The following is a 21,576-nucleotide window of genomic DNA, read 5'->3' on the forward strand; positions in this document are numbered from 1 at the left end:
CCCACAGGGTGGGCTCCTACAGGGGTGGGTCGCGCTTTTGGGGTTCGTGGCAGGGCAGGTCGGATGGGCACCACGATGCATCGAGCACACGCTCGCGCTCGGCGCGCGTGCGCCGGTCGATGCTATCGATCACGTCCTGGAACCCCGGGTCGGCGGCGATCGTTGCGAACAGCGGCGAAGCACGCAGGTAACCCGTATCACGCCAGCCCATCGCCACGGCTTCTTCCAGCGCGGCGATGGCGCCACGGTGGTCGCCCGCGGCTTCCATCAGCCAGACCAGTTCGAACCGGCTGGCCGGCCATGGGTTATCGACGAGCGCTTTGCGTGTATCCGCGATGCGCTGGGCAAGCGCATCGCCCGTGAGCGGCTGGCTGGCATGGAGGAGCACCAGCGTGCCGGGCAATGAGGCATCCGGCCGCAAGGCGTGGGCTTCGGCAAAGGCGTTGGCCGCGGCGGCGTGGTCACCACGCCGCAACGCGAGCTCGCCATCGAGCTGGGCAAGCTCGGGCCGCGCCGTATCACGCTGGCGGGCTTCGGCCACCGCCGCGCGCGCTTCATCGAAGCGACCGTGCGCGAACAGGTACGCAGGCCAGCCGAGGTTGCCGAACACGTTGTCCGGGGCCAGTTCGAAGATCCGCTTGTAACGCTGTCCCGCCTGCGTCACGAAGCCGAGCAACTCGTACTCGCGGGCAAGCTGTACTTCGCGATAGCGCACGCGGCCGGGATCGCCGCGCATATCGAGGTTGGCACGCATGGCATCCGCCAGCCGCCCTTGCTCCTGGTAGAGATACGCCGCCGAGGAACGCGTGGCGTCATCATCGGGATCGAGCCGAACGGCGGCTTCGTACGCGGCGATGGCGCCGCCGATATCGCCGAGGCAATCGCGCGCGTAGCCGAGAGCCGACCAGGCGCGCGGATTGTCCGAGCCGACCGACACCGCGCGGCTTGCGATGCGCAACGCGTCGCGGGCGTCATCGGTGCTGCCGTTGTACAGGCAGGTACGCGCGGCGCGCGTGCGGCTGGCACCCACCAGGGCATCGACGTCGTCGGGCGCTTCATGCAAGGCCCGGTCATACAGCGCGAGCGCACGTTCGTTGTTATCGCGCTGGCCTATGCGTGCATACCACTGTGCGCGATCGAGGATCTCCTGCTCGGCGCTTGTAACGGGCTTCTCTTCACGCGCAAGAAAGCTGGCGCCGAGCGCGGTCACCGCGAGCACGCTGACCGCTGCCAGTGCAGGCCATAGCGCCAGGCGCCGCCGGCCGGGCTCGACCAGATCAGGGATGACGGGCGCACCCAGCTGGTAACCCCGGCTGCGCACGGTACGTATATAGCGGGGCGCGCGCGCATCGTCGCCCAGTGCCTGGCGAAGCAGCCGCACGCGCTGGGTAACCGTCTCCTCATTCACCACCGCGGGAGCCCACACGGCGGCAATCAACTCGTCGAAGGTCACGACGTGATCGCCGTGCTCGATCAGGCAGGCGAGCAAGCGGAAGCTGAGGCCCGCCACCTCCAGCCGCGTGCCGGCGCGTTCGACCGTCTGGTGGTCGAGGTCGATACGCAGGTCGAGAAGGCGATAGCGGGCCACGCGGCTAGCCTGGCTCAGACGCCCGCGGGGAGGAACAGCAGCAACGCGATGCCCAGCACGATGCGGTAGATCGCGAACGGCGTGAACTTATGCGAGCGGATATAGCCGAGGAGCCACTTCACCGCGACGAAAGCCACGATCGTGGAAACCACGAATGCCACGGCCAGGCCGGTCCAGTCTTCGCCGGCCGCGCCGCCATGCTGGAAGGTCTTCAGTAACTCGTAGCCGGTGGCGGCGTACATGGTGGGGATGCCGACCAGGAAGGCGAACTCGGTGGCCGCGGCGCGGTTGCTCGTACCGGCAAGCATGGCGATGAAGATGGTGGACGCCGAGCGCGAGGTGCCCGGGAAGATGCCGGCCACCATCTGTGCGAGGCCGACAAGGATAGCCACGCGCCAGGTAATCGCCGTGCGGTCGGGCCGCTTCGAAGCGATCTGCTCCGCCGCGATCATCCAGATGCCGCCGATGATGAGCGCCCACGCGATCGGCGTGATCGTCTCAGGCAGCTTGAAGCCCATCTTGGTCGCGATGAGGCCGAGCACGGCGGTAATCAGGAAGGCGACCGCGAGTTTGGCGATGTAATCGCGCGTCTCCGGGCGGCGCCAGTTCTGCACGAAGCTCCACAGCGTGCGCCAGTAGATGAAGGTGACCGCGAGGATCGCGCCGGCCTGGATGGCTACGTTGAAGAGATCGGAGCGTGCGCCTAGCCAGCGTTCGGCGATGAGCAGGTGGCCGGTGCTCGAGATGGGGAGGAATTCGGTGATTCCTTCGACGATACCGAGGAGGATGGCGCTGATCAGGTCGTTCACGTGGCTTGGATTCCAGATGGGACGGCGGCATAGCTTAGCCCGACCTACATGACTGCCGTCATGCCGCGCCCCCTCGGGGCGCCGATACCTTCGACCGCGTCACGGGCGGGCCGTCGCGCCCCACCCATTCGCAAAAACTTTCACGACGACCGGCCGCGGCGCCAGGCCCGGCCCGCGCCGCCGCTATCCCCCGGCGTGCCGTCAGGTGAACGTCAGGGTTTCGGTCAGGTCGCCCGGGGCCGGCCCGCCGGCCTTCACCGTCGCGTCGTCGCGCATCTGCAGGCCGGCCAGCTTTTCGAGCTTGAAGCGACGGGTGAGGAAGCGCGAGATCGAGCCGGTGTCGTACATCGTGTGTTCGACATGACCCTTCTTCGCGAAGGGCGAGACGACCAGCGCGGGAATACGCGTGCCCGGGCCCCAGCGATCGCCCTTCGGCGGCGCGACGTGATCCCACCAGCCGCCGTTTTCATCAAAGGTGATGATGACCAGCATGTTCTTCCATTGCGGGCCCTGCTGCAGCTGGTGGACGATGCTGCTGATGTGGCGATCACCGGCTTCCACGTCCGAATAGCCGGCGTGCATGTTCAGGTCGCCCTGCGGCTTGTAGTACGCGACGGCGGGTAGCTTGCCGGCCTTCGCGTCCGCCAGAAACTTATTGGTCTTCGGCGATTCGCCCAGACCGCCGTCGCGCAGGTGCTTCGCGCGTGCGTCGGTGCCGGGAGCCAGCGTCTCGAAGTAGTTCAGCGGCTGGTGGTGGGCCTGGAAGTTCGGCGTCGACGGGAAGGTGCCGTCATCGCTATCGCCCTTGCCATCCAGGGCCGCCTGGAAGCCGCCGCCGTACCACGCCCAATCGACGTTCTTCGCCGAGAGCACGTCGCCGATGTGCTTGTGCTTCTGCGGGACCAGCGTGTTCGCGCTCGTCGCATCGGCCAGCAGCGGGTTCTTGCGATCCACGTTGAAGCCCGGCGAATACGGCGGGCCCATCGTGTTCACCGCATAAAAATCGGGCGTGAGCTGGTTGTGGTGGGCAAACTTGGGCTTGCCCTCCATCGCGCTCTTCGGCGACTTCTCGTCCATCTTCAGACGGTAGTCGGTAGCGCTGCCGCTCTCGGTCACCGCGATGCCGAACTGCGACGGGCTCTTGTCCGCGTCCGGGTAGAACGGCGGCTGCGCGGCCACGAGGTACTGGTGGTTGAGGAACGAACCACCGAACGCACCCATGAAAAAGCGATCGCACAGGGTGAACTGCTCGGCCAGGCGCCAAAGGCGCAGGTTCACGGGCGTGTTGGCGTAGTGGCCCATGGTGAGGGCGCCGTTATCGCCCCATGCCACGAAGCCATCGTTCTTGCCGCCGTTGATCTGCAGCTGGTTGTTGTAGAACGCGTGGACAAGATCGCGCGTGACCACGCCGTGCGGTAGCGGTGTGCCATCGCCCGTGTGCAATTCCCACGGTGCATTCGGCAGGCCAGTGATCGCATCTTCGGCGATCTTGTAGGTGCGGTGATCCACGGTCTGCTCGTGCGGTACGAGGCCGCCCCAGATCTTCGGCAGCGTCTTCAGCACGGTGCCATCGCGATCACGCTGGATATAGCGCTCGGGCGGCACATCCTTCAACGGATCGAGCAGGCCGGGGAAATTGCCGAACAGGTTGTTGAAGCTGCGGTTCTCGGCGTAGATCACCACGACGTTGTGGATGTGCTTCTCGAGCAGGGCATCCAGCGCCGCGCCGGTGGGCGCGGGTGCACCCGGTTTGGGCGCGGCAGCCGTCGCGGCCTCGGCCGCGCCACCGAGCGCAAGCATCGCGCCCGTCGTAGCCATGCCGCCAAGGAGGCGGCGGCGCCCGGTATCAGGCGTGTCGTTGTCGTGCTTCTTGGTCATCGCTTCGAACCGTGGGGCGTGGAGCTATCGAGGGGGAAGCTCCACGATTTGAGAAAGTTCGGAGACGCCGCGCTCATCAAAAGCTTCGACCGCTACGACATAGCGGACGCCCCTGTTCAAGCTTCTCAGGGTAAACGATGTGGGCTGATCGGCAAACCGCTGGTAGGTGGCATGCAGGCGATCCGCTGCCAGGCCCCAGCGGACGTTGTAGCCCACGGCGCCTGGCACGGGCTTCCATGCGATGGCCGCCTCGCGAGGATCGGCGCCACGCACGACGGTCAGGCCGCTGGGCGCCTTGGGCGCCGAGCCATCCGCATTGCCGAACACGCGGATATCCGAGATCGCAAGATGCTTCGCTCCGACGTGCTTGTGTACGTAGCGGATATAGCGAAGGTGCATCGGTGTCACGAGTTCGACATAAGCGTTCGGTCGGTCGCGATCGGAAGCGGAAAGATCGGCGATCGTGGACCAGTGCGTGCCATCGACAGACCCTTCGAGGACGAATTGCGTGACGAGATCCGGTGCATCGCCGTAGCGATCGGATTGGTAGTCGGCATAGTTGATCTGGACAGCGCGCACGGTCGGCGCCTCCTTAAGATCGATGGTGATGCTCTCGCCGGGGTGGTTCGTATTCGCGACCCAGAACGTGCGCGGGTTTTCGTCCGTCAGCATGGAGGCGGGGTGGTCAGGCAATGCGGATGATGCGACAGCGCTCTTGCGATAGGAGAGCAACATCCAGCCCGTGAATGTGCTTTCGCCCTCGCGCAACGCGTGATCGGGCATGCGCTGGGGAAAATCGCCGAAGCGTGTATCGACCCACATCTCGCCATCGGCATGCCAGCCCGCAGGGAACATGACGATGCGTCGTTCAAAGGTCTGGTTCACGCCCAGCCATGTGGTGCCGGTGTTCCAGGCGTTACCGAACGCATCGTCGAATGTGGAGCCGTGCCCCGCGCCTGTCGCGAAGCCACCGGGCTTGTACCCGACGGGGTTGTACGGTGCATAGGTGAAGGGGCCGAGTGGTTTGTCCGCCACATACACGCCGGTGCCATACACGTTGTACTCAGTACCGGGTGCGCCGTACTGCAGGTAGTAACGGCCACCGTGCTTGTTCATCCACGAGCCTTCGATGTACGCGGGCTTGTCGCCCATCGTGTGGTCGGGGCCGAAGCGTTCCCAGCCGTGGTTTGCGGGATCCAGATGCAGGAGTGCCTGTGGTTGCGTCGCGAAGGCCAGGCGCTTGCCTTCGCCTTCGGTGGAATCAAGGCGCATATCGAGTTGTGCACCGTAAAGCGGGTAGGTCTCAGATGAGCCCCAGTAGAGGTAAACCTTCCCATCGTCATCGCGGAACAGGTCGGGATCCCAGGGGCCGGGCGGCAGCGGGCCGCGTACTTCGAGCTTGCCGGCGGGGTCGTACCGCGTCGCGCCCGGTACGGGCGGTAGCTGGTGCGTCCAGAAGGTCCATTTTCCATGCGCGGGATCGGTCGACACCATGAGCGGCTTCGGTGCGAACGCCGATTGCATCAGGAATAGTTTGCCATCGGCCACGAGCGTCGCTGGCGCGACGTTGCCGTCGAGTGGCCAGTGATCCGGCTTGACGAAATCCCAGTGCAGCAGATCCTTCGACATCCAGTAGCCGTCGGCCATGGTCTGGAACAGGTAGTACGCATCGCCATAGCGGACGATCGCGGGATCCGCACCGGTCCGGAATGACACGCCGTCGTTCATCACTTCCCACGCGTAGCGGTAGTCGATGTCGACCGGGTTGGCGTAGGTGTGCTGGGTGGCGTGTGCTGCGACAGGGGCCAGGCCAATGGCCGCTAGCAGGAGGGCTGGGCGCGTCATGGGTATCCCCTGGGCCGACAAGGTTCCGATCGTGCCAGCGTAAACCGCGTTACGCTTGGCTCGTGGCCGGCCTGGGTTAGCCGGGCCGGCCTTCCTGACCCGCCAGGTAATCACGCATCTGCCTGGTGAACTCCGCGTACGTCGAGTCGTTGCCGTAATGGTCAAGGAAGTAGTGGATCGTTGCGATGCGTCCGGCATCGTTCGTACCGATCTGTGCACGGATGAGGATGACGTAGGCACGTGGCGTGTCGGGGTACAGTTCGATGACCCTACTCGCTAGCCTCTTCGCATCTTCATAGTGATCGTGTGCGCGAAGCGCGTACTCGGCTAGCCGCAGCATGACACCCTTGTCCTTCGGGTCGTGTGCCAGCGCGGACTCGAGCAGGGACGTGGCTTCGGCGAAGGTCCCGCCCAGATAGACGAGCTGCATGCCTGCCAGCCGCACGTTGTCCATCGCGTCGGGGTGCCGTGCGGCACCGCGCCGAAGCATGTCGGCCGCCCACGGGGCCTGGGGTGTCTTGTACGCGGCATCGGCAAGTGCGTTCAGCGCAAAGATATTCCCATCGTCGAAGCGCAAGGCCTCCACCGCGAGTACAAGCGCCTCATCGTTCTTCTTCGCCGTCGCTGCCATGGCGGCAAGCGTGCCCAGATCGAACGGTGGCGCGACTTCATCGACGACGGCCAGGAATCGACCATCGGCCGGGGGCTGCAACTGGGCATGGGTTGCCAGGGTGATATGCGACCGCCCCACGACGACCCACATGAGCGGGTGCTTGGCGGTGCGCGCTTCGGCGTCTTGGCCAATCTGGGCAACCTGTGCATCGCTACCGCCCCATTTCTCGGCGCTGAACGCTGCCTTGGATAGCCATAGCGAGAGGTCATCGGGCGCCAGCGCAAACCCCTGGGTCAGTGCATCGGCCGCGCCTTGGTCATCACCGGTGTACATCGCCAGGCCGAGCTGGTCGCTGTACGGCGTTGCGAAGGCCGGCTTCATCGCGGCAGCCTTGTTCAGATCATCCCGCGCCATGGCGCCGAATGTTTCCATGGTCTGCATCTGGTCGGCGCTGGTCTCCCGATTCGACGCCATGCCGCGGCCCTGCTTTGCCGCGGCGTACCACTGCATGCCGCTGGCTGCGACGGCGAAAGCGCTATCGGGGCGTTGCCTGCGCCACGCATCGATGAGCCGGCGCGATTCCGCGCTCGCATCGCGGAGTCCCAGGTTGGCGTAGGCGCCGTCGAGACGGCTCACTCCCTTGGGGTCGCGCCGTTGGGCATCGAGGTATTTCGCGAAGGCCCGGTCGACCTCGGCCGCCTTACCGTCATCGATCAGATGGGCGAAGGTCGCCCGGGTCATGACATCAGGGAACTTGTACGCGCAGTACTCGCGAACGGCTTCCGGGTGCCAGTGGGAGCCCGGGGGATCGGGCATGTGCAGGCAGCGCTGCAAGGGGGCGGTGAGCGCGGACGCTTCCCGGACCTGTTTGAAGAAGGCATCGAGATCGGCGGGCGGTGCCGTAGCGGGTGCCGCCGTAGCGACTACCACCCAGCCCCATGCCAGCATGCCCGCAGCTAACCCGATCAAGCCGCGGCGACGGTTCGCCGGGCAGGTAGTCCGTACATCCATGTGCTTCCCCTGTGGGATCTGTCCCCGGCAGCCATCATATACGCGAGCGGCTCTCGTGCCGTGACACAGATCCCGCATCCTGACGGCGCTTCGGCAGATGCCTTACCGGATGCCTGTTTGACCTATTTACAGTGGCTCTCCGCCTGACGAATCCTGCGGCCAAGCCCATGATGGTCCTACAGGGGAAATGTCGATGACACGAGAGCTCGCCACGGCGGGCTGCGCGTCCGGCCCCAAAAAGCCCGCGCCGCCGATCGCCGGCGAGCCGGCGTTGGCCGTGGCGCCCATGGCGCGCGTCTAGCCCACTCGCTGGCGCCACTCGCCGTGATGCGTATCAGGACAGGTCGCCATCGAAAACTTCCCATCGCCCGATAGCAGGATATCTGCACGGGGCAAGACGATGCGAAGCCGCCCGGGTTCGGCGACGGCCCCGTACGGTGCGTAAGGAAGATGACGCCACTGGATAGCCTGCCACCGGCCCGAAGCGTTGCGTTCGACTCGGTAGACATCGCCGCGCACCCAGCCCATGTGGGCCAGCCCGGTCACCGCCACGATATGGCTGCCCAGGGTCGCGATCCCCTGGACGTTCATTTCGCCGATCTTCTGCACACCGCCGTGGCCGTCATCGAAGAACAAGCCGCCGCCGAATTCGCCGTTGTCGATACCGTACAAGCGGCCGCCTTCGACGGTCAGGGTGGTCGGCACCATGGGGCGCTCTGTCGTCGGGCAGCCCGTTGCGTAGTACAACGAACCAGGGAAAATCCAATCCGTGCGTACGAATGGCGCTAGTGGCGCATGCGTCTCGATCTGGTCGATCGCCTTGCTCGCGACCTTCCGAACCGGTGGATACCAGTAGGATCGCGCCGCCTCGCGCAACGCGGGCAGCGCGGCACGGTCTCCAAGGCGGCCAAGGGACATCGCCGCATAAGCGCTGGTGGCCGCATCCGTTTCATCCGAGAGCGCTTCTTGTAGTCGCTTACGCGCGGGTGCGTACTGCATGAAGCCTAGCGCCGCCGCCGCCATGGCCCGGAGGTAAGGGCGAGGACTAGCGAGCAGGGCGGTGACTGTTTCGCCAGCCTCGGGGCCTGCTGCCGGCCCTAAAGCGGCCAGTTCGAAAAGTTCGCTGGGGTAGTCGTCGATCGGGTCGGTCGACGGGCTGCGTAAGTGTGCGACGAGCGACGCGATGTCAACGGGTGGTTCGGGGGCACCGCCTATATCGATGGGCGGTAGCGTCTGGGCGCTTGCCGTCAGGCTTACGAGGCAGGCGGCGAGAATGAGTGGCTGGGTGAGTTGGCGGCGCCAAGCCGATAGGTCATCCATGACGAGCCATTGAGTCGGAGAATGGCCGCAGCATAGCCCTTGCCGTCGCCCTTCAGCGCAGCCGATATGGTGCATCGTGCGGTCGAATGCACCGATATGGTGCAACCCTGCACGTGTCATTTAGGCGTTCTATGATGCCGGGGCTTGTTCCAGGCCGGTCCGTCGCTCCGGAGCCGCTGGCATAGCGATTGCTATAAGCCCTGCGCCCACATACCTAATACCGAGGTTTGCCCATGTCCGCCGCTTCGAAAGTGCTGAACCTGATCCAGGACGAGGAAATCGAGTTCGTCGACCTGCGCTTCGCCGACATGCTCGGCAAGCACCACCACGTGACCTTCCCGTCCCACCAGATCGACGAAGGCACCTTTGAAGACGGCAAGATGTTCGATGGCTCGTCGATCCCCGGCTGGAAGGGCATCAACGAGTCCGACATGGTGCTGATGCCGGACCCGGATACCGCCCACCTCGATCCGTTCAGCGCGCACAAGCAGCTGATCCTGCATTGCGACGTGCTCGAGCCGAGCACCATGCAGGCCTACGGCCGCGACCCGCGCTCGATCGCCAAGCGCGGCGAAGCCTTCCTGAAGTCCACCGGCATCGCGGATACCGCGTTCTTCGGCCCGGAGCCGGAGTTCTTCATCTTCGATTCGATCCGCTGGCAGAACGACATGGGCCGCGTCTTCTACGAGATCAACTCGGAAGAAGCCGCCTGGTCGTCGCGCTACAAGTACGACGGCACCAACACCGGCCACCGTCCGGGCGTGAAGGGCGGCTATTTCCCGGTGAGCCCGGTCGATAGCCTGGGCGATCTGCGCGCCGATATGTGCAAGGTCCTCGAGTCGCTCGGCCAGGTCGTCGAAGTGCACCACCACGAAGTCGCGAACGCGGGCCAGTGCGAAATCGGCACCCGCTTCAACACGCTGGTGAAGAAGGCCGACGAACTGATGACGATGAAGTACGTCATCAAGAACGTCGCCCACCAGGCGGGCAAGACGGTCACCTTCATGCCGAAGCCGATCGTTGGCGATAACGGCTCGGGCATGCACGTGCACCAGTCGCTGTCGAAGAACGGCGAGAACCTCTTCGCAGGCGACCTCTACGGCGGCCTGTCGCAGACGGCGCTGTGGTACATCGGCGGCATCTTCAAGCACGCCAAGGCCATCAACGCGTTCGCCAACTCCACCACCAACAGCTACAAGCGCCTGGTCCCGGGCTTCGAAGCGCCGGTGATGCTCGCCTACTCGGCGCGTAACCGTTCGGCGTCGTGCCGTATCCCGTACGTGGCCAGCCCGAAGGGCCGCCGCATCGAAATCCGCTTCCCGGATCCGATGCAGTCGGGCTACCTGACCTTCACCGTGCTGATGATGGCTGGCCTCGACGGCATCCTGAACAAGATCGACCCGGGTGCACCGGCCGACAAGGATCTGTACGATCTGCCGCCCGAAGAAGAGAAGAACATCCCGCAGGTGTGCGCCAGCCTCGACGAAGCGCTCGCCGCGCTCGACAAGGATCGCGACTTCCTGAAGGCCGGCGGTGTGTTCACCGATGACTTCATCGACGGCTACATCGCGCTTAAGATGCAGGAAGTGACCCGCTACCGCGCGAGCACCCACCCGCTCGAGTTCCAGATGTACTACGCGATCTGATCGCATTCCTCGGGGTGAGGAATAGGAGGGGAGCTTCGGCTCCCCTCTTTTTTGCTTTCGGCTCAGAATTCGTCGTGTTCCTGTAGCGGAGGCTCGTCAACGGCCACAGGTGCTGTCGGCGGACGCGGCGTGCCGGGTAGCGCTTCCGCGGGATTTTCATTGGCATCGCCGCAGGCGAATACCCGCGACCGGGATTCAGGTAACGCGCCGCTCAGCAAGTAAGTCGCCGCCGTACGCTCGATGCAACCGGAGGTCGTGAAATTGAAGATGCCGTGCTGCTTCGATTCGCGGACGAGAAGCATGCGTGCGTTGGGGAAAGCATCGAGGATGAAGCTGCCTCCGGCTAACGGGGTCGAGGTGTCCTTCTCGGACTGGATCAATAGGAAAGGAGGCGCGTTGGCCAGTATCGAGAGATCGGGCTGGCGTGCACTGTGCCCACCCCAGTGCGTGCAGGTCAGTTCTTCAAGGATCTCGCTACCGTTGAAATGGATGAAACGCGATGCGTACTGACGCAGGCTTTCACGAATGGTCGCGTCGTCGCGTCCCCACGGCGCATCGTTACACGCCGTGATGATTCGTACCGAGTCGCCCTCAGGACCCAGGCCATAACTCGCACCGGCCTGGGGCGGTGTGTAGAGAATGCTCGATAGCTGCGTCGCCTCCCAGCGAATACGCGAGTCCAGGATAGGCTCCGTGCTGAAGCGGGCACGGCGGATGAGTCGGCTCATCGCCGTGAGATCCGCAGGGGCTGAGCGTTCCAGCCATCCGGCGACGTGTAAGGCGGCGGCAAGCCGGGGTGTCGAATCCAGCCACCCCGTCCACGCGGCGCGTGCCCGTGCCGGAATCTGTTCGACCGCAACGGCGACGTCATCCGCCGATGAGCCAAGACCGAACCGCGAAGGTTCGCGCAGGAGCGGTGCCAGCACGTCATCGTCGAACTCACGTTGTCGCGCGACCTGCGAAAGGCGAAGTGCCGTCCGGTAGTCATGGGTGAAATCCATGCTGGAATCGAGCAGGAGCCTGCCGGTATGCGCCGGGTAGGTAGCGGCGTACCACGCGCCCACACGGCCTCCGTAAGAGATGCCATAGAAATTCAGGCGCTCATCGCCCAAGGCTCGCCGCACGGCATCCATGTCGTGCACATGCTGTTCGGTATTCACGTAGCGCACGCTCGGAAAGGCGGGAGACAAGCATGCGTCGGCCACGGCCTGGGCGTCATCGACCGCCTGCGCCCAGTTGGCATCGCTCTGATCGGTGGGAAGAAACGCGTGGCGTGGCGGCAGCCCGCTAACACAGCGGATGGGCTCGCTGCCGTCGAGGCCACGGGGGATTACGGCGATCAGATCGAACCGCTCCGCGAGACGGCGCTTGTCGCCATCGTCGGGATCGTTGATGTCCATGCCGGTCCAGCCCTCCGCCATGGAACGCAGAAGCCGGCCGGGATGGCCGCCGGGGCCGCCCTTGTTGAAGAAGATGGCGCCTTCCCGTTCGTCGGCGTGAGCCGCCTGGACACGTACGACGCCCACGTGAACGTTGCGCCCGTCAGGCAAGAGGTGATCGAACGGCGCGAGCAGCGTGCCACATTGCAGGCGCTGCCCCAACGCGCCAGACGGTGTGCGTACCCAACTCTCTGGACAAAGGCCCCAGGAGATCGTAGCCGAGGCGGGGCGAGGGCAAACGACGGCGAAAACAAATAGTGCGAGGATGAGCGCGTGACGCGCAAGCGTATGTCGCGATGGCATGGTGTCGTCCTTGATAGAAGAAGGCCGCAATGAGCGGGCTTACTCGCTCGCATCCGCGGTGTCACCCGAGCGCACCGCCAATGGTGAGAACAAGGCAGCTAACGCATCGCCGCCGGCGATCTCGCGAAGTTGCGCGCGCCGCGCCTGCCATGCGGCGGTGCCTCCCGTCGGCGCGTCTGGCGCAGGACGGGCGGGATCCACATCGACCAGGCATTCGGTGAGCTGAGACGTGGGTGTGCGGCCATCGACGAGGAAGCGCGCCGTGGACCGCTCGATGCAGGCCTGCTCGGTCATGGCGAACAGCATGTGATCCGATCCACCACGCAGGACAAGCATCTTCGCGTTCGGCAATGCGTTGATCATGCGAACGGCGCCGGCAATCGGCGTAATGGTGTCGAATTCCGATGCGAGGATGAGGATACGTCCCGCCCGGGCTAGCCGATCGACAGGCGGCTTCACCGCATTGGGGCCATGGGAGAACACGCAGGGATTCATCAGGCCGGCGCTGCTCCGTGCGGGGTAATCACGTGCTTGCCGCGCGATGACGTCCTGCCACTGGCCCGCATCGGCCGTGGCGACGGTATCGTTGCAGGGCACCGTGGTGATCATGGCCGAACGGGCAGACAAACGGCCTGCTTCCGCGCCAGAGGGAGCGAAGATCCGATCCAGGGCGGCGCGCGCGGCTGCACGTGCGCGGCGATTCAGGGCGGAGTCCTCGCTGTACACCCAGGCGTCGATGCCGGCGCTCATCCCCGCCTTGTCGAGCGACGGGTCGGCACGTAGCCAATCGGAGGCGGTCTTTGCGGCCATCAGATCTTCGGGAGCGTCGAACCGGCGCACCCAGGCCTCATGCACCCGTGGTACGAGCTGGCGGAGGACATCGCGCACCGCTGTCTCGCTGGCACCGAGCCCATAACGCGCCGGGTCCGCCGCCGCGGGCCGGGCAACGCGCCGATCGAAGACTTCCTGTAGTGCAGGCCCCGCCGCGAGATGGTTCTCTTCGAAGGTGGCGGTAAAGTCCATCGGCGAATCCAGCACCATGCGGCCGACCTTCGCTGGATAGGTCGCACCGTACCAGGCACCCAGCCACGTGCCATACGAGACGCCATAGAAGTTGAACACGGGTTCGCCCAGCGAACGCCGGACCAGCTCATGGTCGTAGACGGTCTGCTCGGTCGAGATGAAGGGATAGCGCGGATCGGCACGGCACCCTTCGCTGAGGCGTCGCCCGACCAGATCCCAGGCAGCCACGTTCTGCTCGCTGCGATCGGTCATGATGAAGTCGGTGCGCGGAAGATTGACCTGGCACACCAGCGGCGTGCTGCCTGGCATGCCGCGTGGAATGACCGCGACGATGTCGAATTGATCAAGGATGCGCCGCTTGTCGCCGTGCACAGGGTCGGCGGCGGGTGCATCAAGCCAGAAGGCGGCCAGCATGCCCGCGAACTCGCCTGCATCGCCGCCGGGGCCGCCGGGATTGACGAAGAGCGCCCCCTGCCGCTTCGTACTATCGGCTACGGCAATCCGCACCACCGACAGTGTGATATTTCCCGTTTCAGGGCGGTGGTGATCAAGCGGAGCGGTGAGCGTGCCACAACGCAACCGGTCGCCCAGCTCGGAGGCGAGAAGGGCGACGTTGCCCGTATGGCAGGACGTCCACGTGATCGTTTGCGGTTGCATCTCGGGCGTCGCGAAGGCATCCGTACGGCTCGCGGCCAGGGGTGCAGCGATGACGGCGGCGCTGATAGCACCCGCAGTGGTAACGAAGTGACGAAGCATGGACATGAAGCGAGGTTCCTTTGTAGATAGGGAACCTCACGTTACGCAGGCCAACTCGCGTGCCATATCAGCGTTCGCCGACACGGCATGTACGCCTATGCCGAACTACTGCATGTGCCAGCCGTGACTCACAAGCAGCGACTGGCCCGTGAGTGCATTCGAGCCGAATCCGGCGAGGAACAGTGCCGTATCGGCGATGTCCTGCAAGGTGGTGAACTCGCCATCGACGGTGTCGCGCAGCATGACGTTACGGACGACGTCCTCTTCGCTGATACCAAGTTCCTTCGCCTGTTCCGGAATCTGCTTCTCTACCAGGGGAGTACGTACGAAACCGGGGCAGATGACGTTGGCCCGGATGCGGTTCGCTGCGCCCTCCTTGGCGAGGGTGCGTGCGAGGCCAAGCAAGCCATGCTTCGCCGCGACGTAAGGCGCCTTGAACTTCGATGCCACATGGGAATGCGCGGAGCCCATGAGGATGATGGAGCCGCCACGCCCGGCGGCAATCATCTGGCGCATGGCGGCGCGTGAGGTAAGGAACGCGCCGTCCATGTGGATGGCCAGCATGCGTTTCCAGTCGGCGAAGGCGAGATCGACGACAGGTGCGATGATCTGGATACCGGCGTTGCTCACCAGGATATCGACGGGCCCGAGCTCCCGCGCGGTGCGCGCGAAGCCGTCCTCGACCTGCGCTTCGTCCGTGACGTCCATGGCAAGCCCGATGGCGCCGTTGCCCATCACCTGTGCCGCGGCCTCGGCCTTGTCAGCGGCAATATCCGCCACGGCGACCCGTGCCCCCGCGGCCGCATACGCCGCCGCGATGGCATGGCCTATGCCGCTGGCCGCGCCGGTTACCAGCGCGACCTTGCCCTTGAGATCGTTCATCGAACTGCTCCACGAAAACTGACCAGCGAGCAGTATGCGCTTCGCGATGCAGCCTCAACCAGACTGCAGTGCGCGTTCCATCAGTTCGTCGGCGTCCGTGGGAACCCGCGGATGGTGGTCTTCGTGCCGTGCCCTGCGCGGGCGCTTCACATAAGCGCAGGAGCTGAGTCTGGCTTCCGGTACCTGCCCCGTAAGCAGGTAATGCCCTGCGGCGGATTCCACGCATGGCGTGTGCGACGTTGCAAGGATGGCGTGGCCGGATACGCCCTTTGCCACGACAAGGCGAGCACCAGGGTATCGGTCGAGAATGCGCGCGGCGCCATCGAGCGGTGTACGCACATCGTGTTCAGCATGGATAAGAAGGAAGGGCGAAGTATGGTGGATGGGTTCCAGCGAAGGCCGCTGTGATGTGCGGGCGGACCAACGCGTGCAAACCAGCGAAAAGAACTCAACGCCTTGCCGTGCCGCGGGGAAGGTGGCACTGCGTTCCCGCATGACATTGCGCCAGTGGGTGTCGGTGCCCTCCCATGGATTGTCGTTGCACCGGGTGGCAAGGAAGACGGATTCCCTCGTTCCGAGGCGTCGGTTGTACCAGGCGTTGCCATGCACGACTTCCGCGTCGGGTTCGGCTGCGTCCAGCGCTTCGATCACGTCGGCGTCGTTGCCGAAGTAGGTGCCTATGAGCGCCTCCGCTCGCCGGCGAACCCGGGCCTCCGTAGGGGCGTCGGCGCTGAATCGTGTGTTTGCCAGCCGGGCGTGCATTTCACTTTCGGTCATCCAGTTCTGCTCCGCCAGCCAGCTACCAAGGACCAGCGTGGCCTTGAGCGAAGCGGCGCTTTGTACGAGCGGCAACCACGCATTGCGCGCGCGGGCTGGCATGGCGTGGATATCGCGCAATACATCAGCTTCATCGCCCGTGACCCCATAAAGCGCGGGCTTTGCGAGCAGGGGGCGTAGTGCGCGGCGCTGGAACTCGCGCTGCCGTTCCCCCAGCGTGGCGAGGTCGGCGTCATCGATGCTGGCAGTGAAATCGATGCTCGAATCAAGCAGCATGCGGCCTGCCGTAGCGGGAAACATGGCGCGATACCAGGCCCCGGCCATGCCGCCGTAGGAATACCCGACAAAATGCAGCTTGCTTTCGCCCATGGCGAGCCGTGCCTGCTCCAGGTCGAACACGTGTTGCTCGGTGCCAATCCATCGCGCGGCGGGGTTGGCCGCGCAGTTCTCGGCGATATCGCGTGCGGCCTCGCTGGTGGCGGCCCAGTCGGACAGGGCATCGGGTGGTGACTCGATGCTGTCGATGCCCCGGCACTGGAAACTATCGCCACCCTCCAGCCCACGAGGGATCACCGCGACGAGATCGAAACGCTCCGCGACCTTGCGCTGCCAGCCCGTCACCGCGTGCGTGCTATCGGCCAGCGACCATTTCGACGCAGCCGCGATGATGAAGTCACCCGGATTGCCGCCCGGGCCACCAATATGGAAGAAATAGGCGCCTTCGCGCTTTGGGGTGTCCAGCGCCCTGGCGCGAATGAGCCCGACCGTCATGCGCGGGCCTTCGGGGTGGTAGTGGTCCAGCGGCACGTGCATGCGAGCACATTGCAGGCGATCGCCCAGGCGTTGGCCAAGTGCCTTCTTGACCTTGGCAACGTCCGCTTCGCTATCTGCGAACGTGTCTGCGCCGCAGGCGGCCCATTGAATGGGAGCGACAGGGAAGGACAGAGGGCGTGCGGCGAAAGCTGCCGACGCATGGGCGAGCGCGGCGCCCAGCAGGCAGGCGGCGAGGAGGGGTGGCTTCATGGATCGTCCTTGATCGGGGACGACAAAGCTAACCCGTTGCAGACGCGCTGGCCGTCGGTATTCGCGCCGGCCAGCTGTCCGCAATCACCCTCTCTACGTGTCAGGTAAGCCTGACACGCGAGCTGATCAGGGGGCTTTCAGTACGAAGGAGGCTGCTTCGCCCTGCGTGGACGAGCCGGCAATCCACACATCGAACGTGCCCGGTTCTGCTTCGAAGGTGCGGCCATCGCGATGGGTGAAGGCGAGGTCCGCCCGCTCGAGCTCGAACGACACCTCTTCCGAGGCACCCGCCGCAAGAAGGATCTTGCGGAACGCCTTCAGCTCACGCACGGGCCGCACGCGGCTGGCGACGCGATCGTGGACGTAGAGCTGCACGACTTCTTCGCCAGCGACACTGCCCGTGTTGGCGACCGTGGCGGTGACGACAATGGTTTCGCTCCAGCCAACCTGCGCCGGGACCACGGGCTTGGTGTAGCCGAACGTGGTGTAGCTCAGGCCATGGCCGAACGGATAAAGCGCATCGAAGGTCACTTCGCGGTATCGCGACTTGAATGCCGGGGGCTGATCGGCAAGCTCCGGGCGGCCCGTACGCGGGTGGTTATAGAAGTACGGCTGCTGGCCGCTGTCCTGCGGGAAGCTGACCGGCAGGCGGCCCGCGGGGTTGTAATCGCCGAAGACGACATCGGCAATCGCGGGACCGGTCTGGCTGCCGAGGAACCACGTGACGAGGATAGCGCTGGCATCGCGCACCGCGCCCGTCAGCGCCAACGCGCGCCCGTTCTTCAATAGCACGACGATGGGCGTCCCCGTCGCCGCGATGGCTTCAGCGAGCGCCTGCTGTGCAGGAGGGACGATGATCTGTGTACGCGCCTGCGCCTCGCCGGAATAGTTCTGCGGCTCGCCGATCGCGAGCAGCACCACGTCGGCGCGCTTCGCTGCGGCCACGGCGGCTTCGATACCACCATCGATCGCTTCTTCGAAGCCGCTGCCAGCGACCACTTCAAAAGCCGACGCATCGGCCAGCGCGCCGCGCAGGCCGGTGTCGATGGCGACATGGCGTTGCTTGTCGCCGAACAAGGTCCAGCAACCTTCGAGGTTATCCACATCGGCGCCGAACGGGCCGATGAGCGCAATCTTCTGGCCGCTCTTTTTCAATGGCAGCACGCCGTCGTTCTTCAGCATGACGATCGAGCGGCGTGCGGCTTCACGCGCGAGTTCCGCGTGCTCGGCGTTTTTCGACGTATCGGCTTCCGCTGCGGGATCCAGCGAACGGTACGGGTTATCGAACAGGCCGATGGCGTCCTTCACGCTCAGGACGCGTCGCACGCCTTCGTCGAGCACATCCACGGGCACGTCGCCCTTGGCGACCAGGTCGGGCAGGCTTGCGGCGTAAAAGCCACTCTGCATGCTCATGTCCACGCCGGCCAGGAACGCAAGGCGCGACGCATCGCGCTCATCTTCGGCGAAGCCGTGGGCGATCAGCTCCATATCCGCGGTGTAGTCGGATACGACAAAACCCTTGAAGCCCCACTCGCCACGCAGGATATCGGTCATGAGCTCGCGATTGGCCGAGGCAGGCACGCCATTGATATCGTTGAAAGCGCTCATCAGGGTGATGGCGCCCGCATCGATCGCGGCCTTGAACGGCGGCAGGTGCACATCGCGCAACGTCTGCGGTGCGATGTCGACCTGGTTGTATTCCATGCCGCCCATCACGGCGCCATACGCAGCGAAGTGCTTGGGCGTCGCGAGCAGTGCGTCGTCTGCCTTCAGGTCAGCGCCCTGGAAGCCGCGGACGCGAGCGGCGGCAAACGCCGCGCCGAGCACCACGTCTTCGCCAGCGCCTTCGGCGACGCGGCCCCAGCGCTGGTCGCGCGCGATATCGACGGCGGGAGCGAAGGTCCAGTGGATACCGGCGGCCGTTGCTTCGACGGCCGTGGCGCGCGCGGTACGTTCGGCGAGGTCCGGTTCGAAGGTGGATGCCTCGCCAAGCGGAATCGGGAACACCGTGCGCATGCCGTGGATGACATCGGAGCCGAAGATCAACGGGATGCCGAGCCGGCTTTCTTCCACCGCCACGCGCTGTGCCTCACGCCCTTCCGCGGCGCCCACGCCGTTGAACAACGCACCGATACGGCCTTCGCGCACCTGCTCAAGCACTTCGGCGGCGCCGCGGGCATTGGCTTCCGGGTTGATATCCGGTGCGAACGGGCGGACGGCATCGGCGAAGATGCCGAGCTGGCCAACCTTTTCCTCCACGGTCATGCGGGCGATCAGGTCTTCGATGCGGGTATTGCGGGTCATGGGCTTGCCTTGCGGGGAATGGCGTGCGGCGCGTGAGGGGCCACGGCGGGGAAGGATACTGGCAACTGCCGCCGCCGTGGGCACGTAAATGGCGTTACGTGTAAACGATTACGCCCTTGGCGCCCAAAGACTTCACAGATGTGAATGAGGTCACGTCAGGGGCCCGGGGCGGTGGCGGGCCGCCCCACGCCCGGCGGCGGAAACAAGCGCGCCAGTGCCTGGTTGAGGGCTTCGGAGCCATACGGTTTCACCAATACCAGTGTGCGGGCGTCCGGCTGCACGCCATCGGCATGGGCATGGCCCGTGGCGTACACCGCAGCGAGGCCGGGGTGCCGCGCACGCGCCTCGGCGACCAGTTCGACGCCGGACATGCCGGGCAAGCTGACATCACTGACGAGTACATCGACCGGCTGCTCGGCAAGCACCTCGAGGGCGCGCGCGGCGTCAGCCGCCTCGAATACCTCGTGACCTCGCAGCTGGAGCATTTCGGCCACCGTGGTACGGACGAGCCAGTCATCTTCCACTACCAGGACACGCACGACGCGTATGGCGGGTGGTGAGTTTGCAGGTGGAGGGGCCACCGTGGCCGGGCCGCCATCCTGGCGCCGGGCATGGCCGGAAAGCATCTGGCGCAGCTTGCGGGCGAGCGTCTCGCGACTGTACGGCTTGCTCAGCAGTTCGACGCCTTCATCGAGGCGGCCGCCGTGCACGATGGAATTCTCGGTATACCCCGAGGTGAAAAGCACGGAGATCCCCGGCAGCCGTTCGCGCGCTTTGCGGGCGAGTTCGGGGCTCTTCAGGGCCCCAGGCATGACCACATCGGTGAACAGCAGGTCGATGGGGATGCCGCTGTCGATGATCGACAGGGCGCTTGGCGCATCGCGCGCCTTGAGTACGCGGTAGCCGAGGTCAGCGAGCATGGCCACCACCGTGTCGCGCACGGCTTCGTCATCTTCGGCGACAAGGATGGTCTCGCTGCCCCCGGTGAGCGGGCCCGTGTCGACGTCGACGATGATGTCTTCCGACTGCGTGGTCCGTGGGAGGTATAGCTTGACGGTGGTGCCGTGGCCCGGTTCGCTATAGAGCTTGATGTGTCCGCCCGATTGCTTCACGAAGCCATACACCATCGACAGCCCGAGCCCCGTTCCGCGCCCTTCGGGCTTCGTGGTGAAGAACGGTTCGAATACCTTGTCCATCGTCTGCGCATCGATACCATGGCCCGTGTCAGTGACGGCAAGCAACACGTACTGGCCCGCGGCGACATCATCGAGCGTGTCGACATAACTGGCATCGAGGTATGCGTTACCCGCTTCGATCGTGAGCCTGCCCTGCCCATCCATAGCGTCGCGCGCATTGAGCGCGAGGTTCAGCAGCGCGTTCTCCACGTTGCCCGGGTCGATCAGCGTATTCCAAAGGCCGCCGGCAACGACCGTTTCCACTTCGATCCCCTCGCCGAGCGTGCGGCGCAGAAGATCATCCATGTTGCGCACGAAGCGCCCCACGTTGACGACCTTGGGTGCGAGCGGCTGGCGCCTGCCAAACGCAAGTAGCTGCGTGGCGAGCTTCGAACCGCGTGCCACACCCGCCATGGCGTTACGTACGCGGCGTTCGCCACGTTCGCTGCCGTGCACGTCTTCCGCCAATAGCTGCAGATTGCCGCTGATGACCTGCAGGAGGTTATTGAAGTCGTGTGCCACGCCACCCGTGAGGTTCCCGATGGCCTCCATCTTCTGGCTCTGGCGCAACGCATCCTGCGTACGCAACAGCTCCGCGGTGCGTTGGTTTACGCGATCCTGCAGGGTTGCCGCCTCACTGGCGAGGGTGGCTTCGGCTTCTTTGCGCGCGGTGGTGTCGGTAATGACGAACATCACGCCCGCTACCGTGGCGGTGTCGTCGACAAGCGGGCTGAAGTCGATATGCAGCCATGCGTCCTGCGGCGCATCGCTACGGTTCAAGACGACGTGCACATCGTGGAACGACAACGCGCCGCCAGCAAACACGGTATCCAGGACATGCCGGTTGAAGTCGGCGACTTCAGGCCATGCAGCAAGGACAGGTTGGCCAAACACCTGCGGATGACGAAGGCCGGCGATCGCTTTGTATGCGTCGTTGTAGAGCAGGATGCCTTCACGGCCGTGGAAAAGACCCATCGGCGCGGGCGATCGCATGAGGGCCGCGAGGGCATGGCATAACGCTGGTCGCCAGCCATCGAGAGGGCCCAGCGACGTATTGCCCCAGTCAAACCCGTGGACCCGTCGAGCCATGTCGCTGTCGCGGGGTAGGAACCACGGGAATTCGGGCGGCGGTGCGCTCATGCAGCGGGCCTGCGGAACAAGGGCGAAGCCGCGATGTTAACCCG

Annotated in this window: 13 protein-coding genes; 1 reads left to right on the forward strand and 12 read right to left on the reverse strand. The window is 65.0% G+C overall.

Translation table 11 applies throughout. The features are described from left to right. Positions 1 to 16: 16 nt before the first annotated feature. From L2Y96_RS00615 to L2Y96_RS00640, 6 genes are all read right to left on the reverse strand, one after another. Positions 17 to 1,588: a winged helix-turn-helix domain-containing protein gene (locus L2Y96_RS00615; protein ID WP_247331058.1), complete on the reverse strand. Its 1,572-nt coding sequence runs from the start codon at positions 1,586 to 1,588 to the stop codon at positions 17 to 19. Positions 1,589 to 1,602: 14 nt separating this feature from the next. Continuing rightward, complete coding sequence (locus L2Y96_RS00620; RefSeq protein ID WP_247331059.1) at positions 1,603 to 2,397, reverse strand: undecaprenyl-diphosphate phosphatase; 795 nt, start codon at positions 2,395 to 2,397, stop codon at positions 1,603 to 1,605. 201 nt (positions 2,398 to 2,598) lie between these two features. Continuing rightward, positions 2,599 to 4,275 (reverse strand): acid phosphatase, encoded by a 1,677-nt coding sequence (acpA, locus tag L2Y96_RS00625; RefSeq protein WP_247331061.1) that lies wholly within the window; start codon positions 4,273 to 4,275, stop codon positions 2,599 to 2,601. A gap of 24 nt (positions 4,276 to 4,299) precedes the next feature. Continuing rightward, on the reverse strand, positions 4,300 to 6,120 hold the full coding sequence (locus L2Y96_RS00630; protein WP_247331063.1) for a family 43 glycosylhydrolase: 1,821 nt from the start codon (positions 6,118 to 6,120) through the stop codon (positions 4,300 to 4,302). 76 nt (positions 6,121 to 6,196) lie between these two features. After that, complete coding sequence (locus L2Y96_RS00635; RefSeq protein ID WP_247331065.1) at positions 6,197 to 7,744, reverse strand: tetratricopeptide repeat protein; 1,548 nt, start codon at positions 7,742 to 7,744, stop codon at positions 6,197 to 6,199. Between the two features lie 297 nt (positions 7,745 to 8,041). After that, positions 8,042 to 9,064 (reverse strand): HEAT repeat domain-containing protein, encoded by a 1,023-nt coding sequence (locus L2Y96_RS00640; RefSeq protein ID WP_247331067.1) that lies wholly within the window; start codon positions 9,062 to 9,064, stop codon positions 8,042 to 8,044. 233 nt (positions 9,065 to 9,297) lie between these two features. Here L2Y96_RS00640 and glnA point away from each other — a divergent pair, with 233 nt between their 5' ends. Then, positions 9,298 to 10,710: a type I glutamate--ammonia ligase gene (gene glnA, locus L2Y96_RS00645; protein ID WP_247331068.1), complete on the forward strand. Its 1,413-nt coding sequence runs from the start codon at positions 9,298 to 9,300 to the stop codon at positions 10,708 to 10,710. A gap of 62 nt (positions 10,711 to 10,772) precedes the next feature. Here the strand turns inward: glnA and L2Y96_RS00650 are convergent, their stop codons facing one another. The 6 genes from L2Y96_RS00650 to L2Y96_RS00675 form a co-directional block, all read right to left on the reverse strand. After that, a complete protein-coding gene (locus L2Y96_RS00650) occupies positions 10,773 to 12,452 on the reverse strand; it encodes an alpha/beta fold hydrolase (RefSeq protein ID WP_247331070.1) in 1,680 nt (559 codons plus the stop codon). A gap of 39 nt (positions 12,453 to 12,491) precedes the next feature. Then, complete coding sequence (locus tag L2Y96_RS00655; RefSeq protein ID WP_247331072.1) at positions 12,492 to 14,237, reverse strand: alpha/beta fold hydrolase; 1,746 nt, start codon at positions 14,235 to 14,237, stop codon at positions 12,492 to 12,494. Between the two features lie 99 nt (positions 14,238 to 14,336). Continuing rightward, entirely contained in the window at positions 14,337 to 15,113 is a 777-nt protein-coding gene (locus L2Y96_RS00660) for a 3-hydroxybutyrate dehydrogenase (protein ID WP_247331074.1), read from the reverse strand. A 54-nt stretch (positions 15,114 to 15,167) separates the two neighbouring features. Further along, positions 15,168 to 16,913: an alpha/beta fold hydrolase gene (locus tag L2Y96_RS00665; RefSeq protein WP_247331076.1), complete on the reverse strand. Its 1,746-nt coding sequence runs from the start codon at positions 16,911 to 16,913 to the stop codon at positions 15,168 to 15,170. A 126-nt stretch (positions 16,914 to 17,039) separates the two neighbouring features. Further along, entirely contained in the window at positions 17,040 to 19,217 is a 2,178-nt protein-coding gene (locus tag L2Y96_RS00670; RefSeq protein WP_247331078.1) for a glycoside hydrolase family 3 N-terminal domain-containing protein, read from the reverse strand. 155 nt (positions 19,218 to 19,372) lie between these two features. Next, positions 19,373 to 21,532, reverse strand: a complete 2,160-nt coding sequence (locus L2Y96_RS00675; protein WP_247331079.1) for a hybrid sensor histidine kinase/response regulator — start codon at positions 21,530 to 21,532, stop codon at positions 19,373 to 19,375. Between the last annotated feature and the right edge of the window lie 44 nt (positions 21,533 to 21,576).

This window comes from Luteibacter aegosomaticola (genome assembly GCF_023078475.1).
GTDB lineage: Bacteria > Pseudomonadota > Gammaproteobacteria > Xanthomonadales > Rhodanobacteraceae > Luteibacter > Luteibacter aegosomaticola.